General features: G+C 71.8%; 10 protein-coding genes. 5 read left to right on the top strand and 5 right to left on the bottom strand.

The genetic code is table 11. The features are described from left to right. Positions 1-36 precede the first annotated feature (36 nt). The gene (locus AC156L_RS23250) at positions 37-288 is read left to right on the top strand and encodes a response regulator transcription factor (protein WP_330874473.1); all 252 of its coding nucleotides are present in this window, start codon (positions 37-39) and stop codon (positions 286-288) included. Here AC156L_RS23250 and AC156L_RS23245 read toward each other — a convergent pair. Continuing rightward, entirely contained in the window at positions 271-1,554 is a 1,284-nt protein-coding gene (locus tag AC156L_RS23245) for an MFS transporter (RefSeq protein ID WP_414719810.1), read from the bottom strand. The genes AC156L_RS23250 and AC156L_RS23245 overlap by 18 nt on opposite strands. A 334-nt stretch (positions 1,555-1,888) precedes the next feature. Here AC156L_RS23245 and AC156L_RS23240 point away from each other — a divergent pair, with 334 nt between their 5' ends. Further along, entirely contained in the window at positions 1,889-2,461 is a 573-nt protein-coding gene (locus AC156L_RS23240) for a YqgE/AlgH family protein (RefSeq protein WP_330874472.1), read from the top strand. Between the two features lie 16 nt (positions 2,462-2,477). On the opposite strand, the gene AC156L_RS23235 is transcribed toward AC156L_RS23240, so the two are convergent. Next, a complete protein-coding gene (locus AC156L_RS23235; protein ID WP_330874471.1) occupies positions 2,478-2,882 on the bottom strand; it encodes an SdpI family protein in 405 nt (134 codons plus the stop codon). A gap of 261 nt (positions 2,883-3,143) precedes the next feature. On the opposite strand from AC156L_RS23235, the gene leuS reads away from it, so the two are divergent. Continuing rightward, positions 3,144-5,933 (top strand): leucine--tRNA ligase, encoded by a 2,790-nt coding sequence (gene leuS / locus AC156L_RS23230; RefSeq protein ID WP_330874470.1) that lies wholly within the window; start codon positions 3,144-3,146, stop codon positions 5,931-5,933. A gap of 39 nt (positions 5,934-5,972) precedes the next feature. On the opposite strand, the gene AC156L_RS23225 is transcribed toward leuS, so the two are convergent. Then, positions 5,973-6,716: a TetR/AcrR family transcriptional regulator gene (locus tag AC156L_RS23225; protein WP_330874469.1), complete on the bottom strand. Its 744-nt coding sequence runs from the start codon at positions 6,714-6,716 to the stop codon at positions 5,973-5,975. 115 nt (positions 6,717-6,831) lie between these two features. Between AC156L_RS23225 and AC156L_RS23220 the strand changes: the two genes are divergently transcribed. Both AC156L_RS23220 and AC156L_RS23215 read left to right on the top strand, forming a co-directional pair. Next, positions 6,832-9,006 (top strand): MMPL family transporter, encoded by a 2,175-nt coding sequence (locus AC156L_RS23220; RefSeq protein ID WP_330874468.1) that lies wholly within the window; start codon positions 6,832-6,834, stop codon positions 9,004-9,006. 83 nt (positions 9,007-9,089) lie between these two features. Beyond that, complete coding sequence (locus tag AC156L_RS23215) at positions 9,090-9,605, top strand: VOC family protein (protein ID WP_330874467.1); 516 nt, start codon at positions 9,090-9,092, stop codon at positions 9,603-9,605. Here the strand turns inward: AC156L_RS23215 and AC156L_RS23210 are convergent. Beyond that, positions 9,585-10,670, bottom strand: coding sequence for a YncE family protein (locus AC156L_RS23210; protein WP_330874466.1), 1,086 nt, complete (start codon positions 10,668-10,670; stop codon positions 9,585-9,587). The two genes, AC156L_RS23215 and AC156L_RS23210, sit on opposite strands and share 21 nt — an antisense overlap. Positions 10,671-10,910: 240 nt before the next feature. Next, the gene (locus AC156L_RS23205) at positions 10,911-13,163 is read right to left on the bottom strand and encodes a DUF2339 domain-containing protein (RefSeq protein WP_330874465.1); all 2,253 of its coding nucleotides are present in this window, start codon (positions 13,161-13,163) and stop codon (positions 10,911-10,913) included. Positions 13,164-13,252 lie beyond the last annotated feature (89 nt).

Raw genomic sequence — 13,252 nt, 5'->3', positions numbered from 1 at the left:
GCAGGGTGCCCATCGCAGCCGCTGGGGGTGGTGTCGATGAACACGTGGGGACTGAGCGGAACGACGACCGGTGCGGTCGGCGCGCTCAGCGATCAGCAGCGCGCGGTGCTCAGGTGCCTGGCGCGGGGGCTGGCGGACCACGAGATCGCCCGCGTGCTGGCGATCAGCCAGGAGCAGGTGGCTGGGGAGGTGGTGGAGATCCTCCGCGTCCTCGACCTGCGCGACCGGATGGCGGCCGTGGTGTTCGCCCACGAGACCGGCATCATCCGGCTACCCCTGCCGCGGTGACCGCCTCAGCAGGAGCAGGTAGCCGCCCAGCCCGACCAGGTACAGGGCCGTGGCGACGATGATCAGACCGGGCGAGCGGCCGTCGAACGAGACGACGGCCGCCGCCGCGGACACGGCGGCGACCTGGGTGACGTTGAACAGCGTGTCGTAGAGCGCGAACACCCGGCCGCGCACCTCGTCACCGATGTCGCCCTGCACGGCCGCGTCCACGCACAGCTTCACGACCTGCCCGGCGAACGTCAGCAGGAACGACGCGACCAGGATCGTCGGCAGCAGCATCGGCAGCCCGAGCCCGAGCTGGCTCGCGGCGGCCAGCACCAGCGCCGCGCACACCGTCGCCCTGCGCCCGAGCACGTCCACGACCCGGTCCGTGATGAGCCCGGCGAGCAGGATGCCCGCACCGCCCGCCACGGCGATCTTCCCGAGCCCGGCGAGACCCGTGCCGAAGCTGTGGCGCATCAGCAGCAGCGTGAGCAGCAGCGACATGCCGAAGGCCGCTCGGTGGGCGAGCAGCGCCACCAGCACCGCCGACACCTTCGGCGCCCGCCACGCCGCTCGGGCGCCGTCCAGCAGGCCCATCGCCACGGCGGTGGCGGTCCGGTTCGGCTCGACCACCTCGTCCGGGCCCAGCACACCCGCCTTGAACCGGCTGGCGACGAACGCGGCCACCAGCGAGCCCACGATCGCGAAGCACGTCGTCCGCGCGGACCCGCCGTCACCCTCGCCGAGCAGCGCCCGCAGCCCGACGGCCGACCCCGCCCCGAGCACGGCGGTCAGCGCGCCGAGCGTGGTCGCGAAGGCGTTCGCCTCGACCAGGTTGTCGCCGGGCACCACGTGCGGCAGCGAGGCGGACAGCCCCGACCCGACGAACCGGCTGACCCCCGTCACCATCAGCGCGGCGGCGTAGAGCGGCACGTCCGACAGCCCGGCACCCACGGCGGCGACCGTGAGCAGGATGAACACGGCACGGGTCAGGTTCGCGACCACCAGCACCCGGCGGCGGTCCCACCGGTCCAGCAGCGCGCCCGCGAACGGGCTGACGACCGAGTACGGCAGCAGCAGCACGGCGAACCCGGCGGCGATGGCGGCCGGGTCGGCGTGGCGCTCGGGGTTGAACAGCACGGCCCCGGCCAGGCCGGCCTGGAACAGGCCGTCGCCCCACTGCGAGGCGAGCCTGCTGAGCAGGAGCCTGCGGAAGTCGCCGGTCGCGAGCAACCGGCGAACACCGAGGTGGTGCTTCGTCGCGGGGCTGCCCACGGTGGTCACGCAGCCACCCTACGTCCTGCCGACGACGGCCCCCGCGCGCCTGATCGGTCTACCGGTCCGAGTTGGCCGCGGGTTCACCGACCGTCCACGGACGCTCGGGTCCGGGTACGACGAAGGCCGGACCCGAAGGTCCGGCCCAGTCGGTCAGATGCCAAGGTCGCCTCTCGGCGTGGTGCACAACCCGGCTCCGGCCGAACCGGTATTCCGAGAAGGCAGTGGAGTGGGCCCGGGGGACTCGAAGGCATCCAACGAGGTGTCCAACGACCGAGTGGGCTCAGATGTTCCGCGCGAGGTGTGACACACGTCGCGGGGGTTCGGGTGAAATCATGTGCTGGTGCGCCCAGATGCAGAAGTCGAACCGGGTTCCCTGCTCGTGGCGGCGCCCACGCTGACGGACTCCAACTTCCAGCGGACCGTCGTCTACCTGATCGACCACCGGAGCGAGGGCACGTTGGGCGTGGTGCTGAACCGGCCCAGCGAGGTGGCGGTGCACGACGTGCTGCCCGCCTGGGGTCCACACGTGACCCGGCCGCAGGCCGTCTACATCGGAGGGCCGGTCGAGCAGAAGACCGCGCTGTGCCTGGCGGCCCTGCGAACGGGCGAGGACCTGGCCACGTTGGAGGGTGTCGTCGGCGTGCGCGGCCCGGTGGCGCTGGTCGACCTGGACGCCGACCCGGACGCGCTGGTGCCGCGGGTGCGCGGGATGCGGGTGTTCGCCGGGTACGCGGGCTGGGGGTCGCGGCAGCTCGCGGGTGAGATCGACCGCGGGGACTGGATCGTGGTGCCGGGTCTGCCGGACGACGTGCTCACGCCGTCCGGCGTGGACCTGTGGGGGCGCGTGCTCCGCAGGCAGGGGATGCCGACGGCGCTGCTGGCGACCTACCCGCTGGACGTCCACCGGAACTGATGTTTCACATGAAACATCAGGCCTTCGAGAACGGGCTGCACCCTCCGCCGCCGCAGGCGCACCCGCCGCAGCCCTTGGGCGCCTCCGGCACGGGCATCGCCTCGGCGGCCCGGTGGCCCGCGGCGGTGGCGGCGATCGTGATCGCGACCGCGCCGACGACCCCGACCAGGCCCACGGTCAGGGCGGCGGCCGGGTTGACGACGGCCGCGGTCCCGGCGCCGACGGCGACGAGCGCCGCGACGAGGTTCGGCAGACCCGCGACCCGGTTGGCGAGCTGGAACGCCTCCTCGTCGCGCATCGCCGGAGCGGTGCGGACGCCGACGTAGCGGTTGCGCGGCAGCTTGCCGGTCAACCCGAGGTAGCCGATCAGCGCGAGGAAGACGCCGAGCAGGCCGAGCACCACTGGCAGCACGATGTTCACGCCGTCGAGGGTAGGTGTGCCCACCGGTCGGTGTCGCACGAGCCCCGGCCCGGAGTCGCGCGGATCACCTCCTCCGCGGATAGCCTTTTCGCTCAGCGTCGTCAACCGGGTACTCTGGTGACCATGGGCAAGGCCTGCCTGCTCCTTATCTAGCCGCGCTGACCGACATGACTGGTCGGCGCGGCAACCCCTCACGCCCCGTTCTGGGCTGGGGGGTTTCGTCGTGTCAGGGGCGGGAAATCGATGGAGAGGGATCGTTCGATGAGCACGGACGCGGCCGCGGAAACCCCGGCCTTCCGCTACACGGCCGAGCTGGCAGGTCGGATCGAGAAGCGCTGGCAGCAGTACTGGGAGGACCACGGCACGTTCCACGCGCCGAACCCGGTCGGTCCGCTGTCCACCGGTGAGCCGGTGCCCGCGGACAAGCTGTTCGTGCAGGACATGTTCCCGTACCCGTCGGGCGCCGGGCTGCACGTCGGCCACCCGCTGGGTTTCATCGGAACGGACGTGTTCGCCCGGTACCACCGGATGAACGGCCGCAACGTGCTGCACACGATGGGCTTCGACGCGTTCGGGCTGCCCGCCGAGCAGTACGCGGTGCAGACGGGGCAGCACCCGCGGAAGACCACCGAGGACAACATGGCCACCTACCTGCGGCAGATCCGCAGGCTGGGGCTGGGCCACGACGAGCGCCGCCGGATCTCCACGATCGACGTCGAGTACTACAAGTGGACGCAGTGGATCTTCCTCCAGATCTTCAACTCCTGGTACGACGCCGATGCGGGCAGGGCGCGGCCGATCGCCGAGCTGGAGGCGCGGTTCGCCGACGGCACCCGGCCGACGCCGGACGGCCGCCCGTGGGCCGGGCTGACCAGCGCCGAGCAGCGCAAGGTGCTGAACGAGTACCGCCTGGCCTACCTGTCCGAGGCGCCGGTGAACTGGTGCCCCGGCCTGGGGACGGTGCTGGCCAACGAGGAGGTCACCGCCGACGGCCGCAGCGAGCGCGGCAACTTCCCGGTGTTCCGCCGGAACCTGCGCCAGTGGATGATGCGGATCACCGCGTACTCGGACCGGCTGATCGACGACCTGGACCGGCTGGACTGGCCGGAGAAGGTCAAGGCCATGCAGCGCAACTGGATCGGGCGCAGCAACGGTGCCCGCGTGCGCTTCCCGGTCGGTGACCGGGAGATCGAGGTCTTCACGACCCGTCCCGACACGCTGTTCGGCGCGACGTACGTGGTGCTGGCGCCGGAGCACCCGCTGGTCGACGAGATCGCGACCGCCGAGCAGGCGGCCGACATCGCCGCGTACCGGCGGGCCGCGTCCCTGAAGTCCGAACTGGACCGCCAGGAGAACAGGGAGAAGACCGGCGTCTTCACCGGCGCGCACGCGACGAACCCGGTCACCGGCACCGAGATCCCGGTCTACATCGCCGACTACGTGCTGATGGGCTACGGCACCGGCGCGATCATGGCGGTGCCCGGCCAGGACCAGCGCGACTGGGACTTCGCGACCGCGTACGACCTGCCGATCATCCGGACCGTGCGGCCGTCCGAGGGTTTCGAGGGCGAGGCGTTCACCGGCGACGGGCCCGCGATCAACTCGGGGTTCCTGGACGGGCTGGGCGTCGCCGAGGCCAAGACGAAGATGATCACTTGGCTGGAGGAGAACGGCCACGGCAGCGGCACGGTGCAGTACAAGCTGCGCGACTGGCTGTTCTCCCGCCAGCGGTACTGGGGCGAGCCGTTCCCGATCGTCTACGACGAGGACGGCACGCCGATCCCGCTGCCGCAGGAGATGCTGCCCGTCGAACTGCCCGAAGTGGACGACTACTCGCCGCGCACCTTCGACCCGGAGGACGCGAACAGCGAGCCGTCGCCGCCGCTGTCCCGCGCGACCGACTGGACCGAGGTCGAGCTGGACCTGGGCGAGGGCAGGAAGAAGTACCGCCGCGACTTCAACACGATGCCCAACTGGGCGGGCTCGTGCTGGTACCAGCTGCGCTACGTCGACCCGACGGAGTCGGAGCGGTTCGTCAACGCGGAGAACGAGCAGTACTGGCTGGGCCCGCGCACCGCGGAGCACGGCGCGGACGACCCCGGCGGTGTCGACCTGTACATCGGCGGCGTCGAGCACGCGGTGCTGCACCTGCTGTACTCCCGCTTCTGGCAGAAGGTCCTGTTCGACCTGGGCCAGGTGTCCGGCGACGAGCCGTACCGCAAGCTGTTCAACCAGGGGTACATCCAGGCGTACGCGTTCCAGGACGCGCGCGAGACGTACGTGCCCGCGGACGAGGTCGTGGAGGAGAACGGGAAGTTCTTCTTCAACGGCGAAGAGGTCAAGCGCGAGTACGGCAAGATGGGCAAGAGCCTGAAGAACGTCGTCACGCCGGACGAGATGTGCGAGAACTACGGCGCCGACACGTTCCGCATGTACGAGATGTCGATGGGCCCGATGGACGTGTCCCGTCCGTGGGCGACCAAGGACGTCGTCGGCGCGCAGCGGTTCCTCCAGCGGCTGTGGCGCAACCTGGTGGACGAGAACACCGGTGAGCTGCGGGTCGTCGAGGACGCTCCCCCGCTGGAGTCGCTGCGGGTGCTGCACAGGACCATCGCGGGCGTGCACGACGACTACGTGAACCTGCGCTACAACACGGCGGGCGCGAAGCTGATCGAGCTGAACAACCACGTGACCAAGACGTTCAGCGCGACCGGCACGCCGAGGGTGCTGGCCGAGGCGATGGTGCAGATGCTGGCGCCGACGAGCCCGCACATCGCCGAGGAGCTGTGGGCGAAGCTGGGCCACGACGAGTCGCTGGCGCACGGGCCGTTCCCGAAGGCGGACGAGCAGTACCTGGTCGAGGACTCCGTGGAGTACCCGATCCAGGTCAACGGCAAGGTGCGGGCCCGGATCACGGTCGCCGCCACCGCAGGCCAGGACGAGGTCAAGGCCGCCGCCCTGGCCGACGAGAAGATCGCCGAGCTGGTCGCGGGCGGCACGCCGCGCAAGGTCATCGTCGTGCCCGGCCGACTGGTGAACATCGTTCTGTAGTGCGGAGGACGCGGGGCGCCCCGGTGGCGCCCCGCGTCGTCACTCCTCGACGCCCATGGGGATGAAGATGCTCCCCAGCATCGCGTCGAACATCGGCTCGGGGTCGGACACCGCGAACGGGAAGCGTCCGAACACCTCCAGCGCCACGTGCCCGTAGAGCCGCACCCACGCCTGGAGCAGGTGGAAGATCGCGCCCAGCGGCAGCGACTCCTCGTCCACCTCGACGCCGCGGGCGGTCACCGTCCTGATCAGCACCTGCTGGAACGCGCGCAGGTCGTCGTGCAGCACCGCGGGCGGCTCCGGCGGCTCGCCCTCGCCGTGCGGGTGCTCGTGCTTGGCGATCAGCCTGCTGGCGACCTCCAGGAACACCTTCCCGAACTGGTCGCCGACCTTCAGCCGGTCGGTGGGCTTGAACGTCCCGATCACGTTCTCGGTCGACGCGAACACCAGTGAGAACTCCTGGGGGTGCGCCAGCGCCCACCGCCGGAAGCCCCGGCACACCGCGTAGACCTGCTCGGTCCCGGCGTCCTCGCCCAGCGGTTCGAGCGCCGCGTACAGCTCGGCCTCCAGGTCCTCGCAGATGTCGTCGCACAGGTGGCGCAGCAGGTCCTCGCGCGAGTCGTAGTAGCGGTACAGCGCCGGGGCGGTGATGCCGACCTCACGAGCGATGGCACGCAGCGTCACGGCCTCGCGACCGTGGTTCACCAGCAGGGTGCGTGCCTGCCGTCGAATGTCACGCTCGGTCTCCGCACGGAGCCGTTCTCGGCGAGTGGCCTGGGTCATATGTCACCCCATCGGGTTGTTCACGTCTGTACCGTCGGCCGAGTTCAGTGAACGGTGTTTACGAAGTTGACGCTGTTTGCAGAACCGTAACGCCACTCAGCCTAGGAGGACGAACTTGTTCGCGAAGTGGGGCTCGCTGGCCTACCACCGCCGATGGGTGGTGTTGATCGCGATCGTGCTGCTGTCCGTCGGTGGCGGCATCTGGGGACTCGGCGTCTTCGACAAGCTGAGCCAGGGCGGCTACGACGCGCCGGGCAGCGAGGCCGCGCGGGCCACCCAGGTCGCGCAGGACGCGTTCGGCAGGCAGGGCGGTGACGTCATCGTCATCTACACCGCCCCGCAGGGGAGCACGGTCGACTCCCCCGAGGTCGCCGCGAAGATCGGCAAGCAGCTCGACGGGCTGCCCGCCGACGCGGTGAAGCAGGTGGCCTCCTACTGGAACACCCAGCTCCCGACGTTCACCACGGCCGACAAGGGCAAGGCGCTCGCCGCGATCACCCTCCAGGCCGGTGACTCGAACGCGCAGATCAAGCAGTTCCAGCAGATCTCCGACCAGCTCGCGGTCGACGGGGTCGAATCCCAGGTCGGCGGGCTGATCCCGACCCAGAAGGCGATCAACGACATCACCGCGTCGGACCTCACCAAGGCCGAGGCCGTGTCGCTGCCGATCGTGCTGGTCCTGCTCATCATCATCTTCGGCGGCCTGGTCGCGGCCACGCTGCCGGTCCTCGTCGGCGGCCTGTCGATCATGGGTTCGCTCGGCGTGCTGCACGCCGTCGCGCTCGGCGCCGACGTGAACTCCTTCGCCGTCAACGTCGCCAGCCTGCTCGGGCTCGGCATGGCCATCGACTACGGGCTGTTCATGGTCGGCCGGTTCCGCGAGGAACTCGCCGCGGGCCGCGCCGTCGAGGACGCCGTGCGCCGCACGGTCACCTCCGCGGGCCGCACGGTGGCGTTCTCCTCCACGATCCTGGTCATCGCGCTCGCCGGTCTGCTGCTGTTCCCGCAGGGCTTCCTCAAGTCGCTGAGCTACGGCGGCATGTCGGCCGTCGCCATCGCCGCGGTCGTGTCGCTCACGCTGCTGCCCGCCCTGCTCGGCATCCTCGGCCACCGCGTCGACAAGTTCGCCATGCCGTGGCGCAAGCGCGCGGCGAAGGGCGAGGAGGGCCGCGGCTGGGAGCGGCTCGGCCGGAGCGTCATGAAGCGGCCGGTCCTGGTGGCCGTGCCGATCATCGGTGTCCTGCTCGCGCTCGGCGCGCCGTTCCTCGGTGTGAAGTTCGGCGAGGTCACCGAGAAGGTGCTGCCCGAGGGCAACCCCGCCCGCGTCGCGGCCGAGACGATCAACTCCGACTTCAGCGCGCTGGGCGGCAACGGCTTCAAGATCGTGGTCTCCGGCGGTCCGGACGCCGCGGCCGTGCAGGCGTACGCGGCGGCGGTCGGTGACGTGGCGGGCGTGGACACCGCGCAGATCACCGCCGAGCCGAAGAACGGCGTCTGGTCTCTCGCGGCCGGTCTCGACGGCGGCGACGCGCACTCCGACCAGGCCAAGCAGGCGTTGGAGGACGTGCGGGCGCTGGACGCGCCGAGCGGGTCCGAGGTGCTGGTCGGCGGCCCGACCGCGATGGTGTCCGACAGCCTGGACGCCATCGCCGCGAACCTGCCGTGGATGGTGCTCCTGCTCGTCGGCGCGACGTTCGTGCTGATGTTCCTGGCGTTCGGCTCGCTCGTGCTGCCGATCAAGGCCATCGTGATGAGCGCTCTGAGCCTGTCCGCGACCTTCGGCGTGCTGGTCTGGATCTTCCAGGACGGCCACGGCGCCTCGCTGCTCGGCGTCACGCCGTCGCCGCTGGAATCGGGCATCGTCGTGCTGATGGCGGCCATCGTGTTCGGCCTGTCGACGGACTACGAGATCTTCCTGCTGTCCCGGATGGTCGAGGCCCGCGGCAAGGGCGCGAGCACCGAGGACGCCGTGGCGATCGGCCTCGCCAAGACCGGCCGGGTGATCACCGCCGCCGCGCTGCTGCTGATCGTGGTGATCGGGGCGTTCGCGTTCTCGCAGATCACGATGATGCGGTTCGTCGGGGTCGGCATGATCCTGGCGCTGGCGCTGGACGCGACGATCGTCCGGATGCTGCTCGTGCCCGCCGTGCTCAAGCTCCTCGGCAACGCGGCCTGGTGGGCCCCCGGCCCGCTGCGCAAGGTCCAGGAGCGGCTCGCCATCCACGAGGGCGGCGACGTGGACGACGAGGACGAGCCCGTTCGGGAGCGGTCGCCCCAGCCCGTGGGCTGAGGTCCGGGACGGTGCAGGACATTGAATCCTCAACCACCACGGCGTACCGTGGTGGTTGAGGATTCAACTACTGGGAGCCCTTCATGCCGATCCAGCGCCTGAACCACGCCGTGCTCCACGTCCGCGACGTCTCGAAGGCGGTGGCGTTCTACACCGACGTGCTCGGCTTCCGGGTGACCGCCGAGATGTCCGGCAGGGCGGCCTTCCTCCAGGCGGCGGGTTCGACCAACGACCACGACCTCGGCCTGTTCGCCATGGGTCCCCAGGCGGCCGAATCCCCCGCGGGCCGCACCGCCGTCGGCCTCTACCACCTCGCGTGGGAGGTCGACACGCTCGGCGAACTGCGGAACACCCGCGCCAAGCTCGTCGAGCACGGCGCGCTCGTCGGCGAGTCCGACCACGGCACGACCAAGGCGCTCTACGCCCGCGACGTCGACGGCATCGAGTTCGAGGTCTGCTGGCTCGTGCCCGCCGACCAGCTCACCGACGAGCTGAGGGCGTTCACGGGCTCGAAGCCGCTCGACCTGGACGCCGAGATCGCGGGCTACGGCGCCGACCGCCGCGGCGGCGTCGGGGTGTCAGTCCCCGCGTCGAGCTGACTCCGGCGCGAACGCGACCATCGTCGCCTCGAACCCGGCGGTCGCGCCGGTGATCCCCGGCAGGTCGACCTCGTCCAGCTCGAACGTCGCCAGCTCGGCGTCGTCCGACCCGTCCAGCACGGTCGTCGTCGACCCGGTGGCCAGGAAGATCCGCCGGTCACCGGGCGCGTTCGACAGCCCGCGCGCGTCGTAGGGCAGCCTCCGCAGCAGCGTCCGGGTCGCCGTGTCCACCACCGCGACCCCCCGCTGCCCGGTCAGCGCCACGTACACGCGCGACCCGTCCGGCGTGACCGCCACGGCGCCCGCGCCCCTGCCGACCTCCACGGACCCGACCGCCCGCCGCGACCGGGCGTCGACGACCGCGAGCGTCGCGCGCGGGTCGCGGCCGAGGTGCAGGACGCTCACGTAGACGGTCCCGCCGTCCGGGCTCACGGCCACGTGCTGCGGCATCCCGCCGACCTCGATGGTGGCCTGCTTGGTGAGCGTCAGGGCGTCGACCACGGTCACCGCGCCGTCCTGGCTGCCCGCCACGTACAGCAGCCTCCCGTCCGGGCTCATCGTGATCCCCCGCACCTGCCCGCCGACCCTGATCAGCGCCGTGAGGTGGAACGTCGCCGGGTCGACCACGGCGACCACGCCCCCGTCGGAGGACCCGGTCACGTAGAGCCGCGCGCCGTCCGGGGTCATCACGGCCTGCGCGAGCTGGATGCCGGTGCTGAGCCGGTCCACGACGGCGCCGGTCTTCGGGTCGACCGCGCTGATCACGCCGGTCCAGCCGTTGACGACGTAGACGAGGTGGCCGTCCGGCGCGACGGCGACGCCGGTCGCCCGGCCGCCGGTCCTGGCGGTGGCGAGGACCCTGCCCCGGACCGTGTCCACGACCTGCACCTGACCCGACCGGCCGATCACGTACGCCTGCGGCGAGGCGCCGCTGGACGCGGGTTCGACCGCGGGTGGCGGGCCCTCGGACAGGGCGGCGGGGGCCGCGGACACCACGAAGGCCGCCGCGAGGGAGAAGACCGCTGTGCCGAGTCGGCGAGGTCCGGCCGTGCTCTGCGCCCACATGGCGCGAATGGGAACACCCCCTGGCGGAGCCGTTCCACTCCCGCCCCTCGTCCGGGTGGTTTCACAACCCGGACGAGTGGTGTGGCTCGAAAGGAGCCGGTGTGCCCGACGCCGGTCGCTCGGGGGGCGAAACGACCGACGCCGGACCCCTCCCGATGCGTTGCACCGGTTGGTCGAACCCCGACGAAACGAGACTTACCACTAGCGCCGTGAAAAAGTCGGCATTTCGAGGGCAATCCTCTACGAATTCGTCGAAATCCTCCGGATCGCCACCAGTTTGGCGTAACGGGTGCCCGCCGTCAGGAGAACCAGCCCGGCGCCGATGAACGCCGCCACCCTGGCGATCCCGTCGAGCGCCGAGAGGTCGAACAGCACCAGCTTCGCCACCGCCGCGGCGACCAGCACCAGGCCCGCGATCCGCAGCGGCAGGACGTCGACGCCCCTGACCAGCAGCACCAGCGCGGCGACCGTCCACGAGACGGTCACGACCGTGTGGCCGAACAGGAAACCGCTCGGCGTCTGCGACACCAGCAGGGCGGCGCAGAGGACGAAACCCGCGGTGGCGTAGAGCAGGACCAGCCCGGCGGCGACCAGCGCGAGCGGGTTCTTCCCCGGCTCGGTGAGCACCCCGCGGCGGCTGGCCACCCACGGCAGCCCGATCGCGACCAGCGCCAGCACCAGCGCGGTCAGCATCCCGCCGACCAGCGCGCCGGGCGTGCGGAGCGCGAACCGGGGCGCCTCGACGAGCAGGCTCGGCGGGATCGCCCCGCCCGCCAGCAGCAGGCCGAGACCGCCGAACACCGCACCGCCCAGCAGCGGGCCGCGCGAGGCGGTCCGGTCGGCCAGCACGATCAGCAGCAGCGCCTCGAACAGCACGGTGGCGGCTCGCGCGCTGCCGTCCAGGGCGATGGTCGTGGTCTGGAGCAGGCCGAACACGGCGACGACCCCTGCGGCCGTGACGTACCCGGCGGGCAGCGACCTCCGGCCGACCGACCACAGGGCGATCATCAGCACGGTGATCGCACCCGCCATCGCGGTCGCCCACACCCGGTCCAGCAGCACGGTCGCGAGCAGCGCGGGCACCGGCGACGCGGCGACCATGATCACCGACACCACGTCCTCCGGACGGCGCCGGACCGAGATGAGCGAGCTGAGCACGCCGACCACCGCGGTCAGCAGGATGATCGCCGCCGTCGGGGCCTGCTCCTGGGCGGGCACCGCGAAGCCGATCGCGAGCACGGAGCCGATCACCGCGGGCGCACCGGCCGCGATGGCGAGCCACGGCCAGTTCCGGCGCCACTGCACCGGGCTCGCGGCCGTCTTGAGCACGAGCAGGAAGCCGACCAGCAGCGGCGTGAAGCCCTCGGTGAGGATCGGCGCGAACACCGCGCAGGCCAGCACGACGCCGATGGCGAACGTCGGCGAGTCCCAGCGCATGGCCAGCAGCAGGCCGCCGAGGGCGACCACCAGACCGACGACGAGCCCGGCCCACTGGGGCAGGAACGAGTACAGCTTGGTCGCGGCGACCACGTCCAGGTACAGCGCGGCGACACCCGTCGCGGCCAGCGCGAACGCACCCGTGCGCGCGGTCTCCGTGCGGTGCAGCCGCAGCCCGATCCCGACCAGGCCGAGCGCCAGCACGGCGCCGCCGACCACGCGGGGCAGCGGGCCGAGGTAGTCGCGCTGCACGGCCAGGACCAGCAGCAGCACCACGCCGAGCAGCGTGACCACGCCACCGACCCAGGCGAGCAGCTTGCTGCCCGCACCGTCCTCGCCCAGCCGGTCCATCAGCGTCCGACGCGGCACGGGCGGGGGCATCGGCCTGCTGGACCACTGCTGCTGCGGGGGTCCGGCGGGCTGCCAGGGCATCTGGCCCGGCAGCGGCTGCGCGGGACCGGCCTGCGCGAACGCGGCCTCCCGGACCGGCTGCACGGGCGGGATCGGCGCGCGGCCGGGAGCGGCCTGGGCGGGCACGCCCTGGCCCGGCGTGGTGGGTGCCTGGGCGGGTGCGCCCTGGCCCGGCGTGGTCGGGCCCTGGACGGGCACGCCCTGCCCCGGCGTGGTGGGGGCTTGGCCAGGTCCGCTGTGGCCGGGCGTGGTGGTGGGTGCCTGGCCGGGCGCGCCCTGGTCCGGCGTGGCGGTGGAGGTCTGGGCGGGCGCGCTCTGACCCGGCGCACCGGGCGCCTGGCCGGGTGCGCTCGCGGCCTGTGGTCGGCCGGACTGGTCCCGGCCCGTGGCGGTCTCCGTCGCGGCCTGGCCCGGCACGTACAGGGCGCCGGGGCTCTGGGTCGAGGCGGCGAGCGCGGCCTTGGCCGCCTCCAGCTGCGCCGCGGCCTCCTGGGTCTCCACCGCCGCGCCGAGCCCCTGCCCGGCGGGCGCGGAGGCCGCCTGCCTGACCTGGTGCCTGCGCAGCTCCATGCCGACGTCACCCAGCTTGCGGCCGAGTTCGCCCAGCTCGTCGGCGAGGCGCAACAGCGGGTCTGGTCCAGTCATGCGCTCAGCTTGAGGCCTGGATGTCCGTTTTTGATCCGTATCCCTACTCATCGCTGATGACGATGTGGTCACCGAGCTGAATCGATGAA

This window comes from Umezawaea sp. (assembly GCF_057122925.1).
This window is presented reverse-complemented; position numbering and strand designations above follow the sequence as displayed.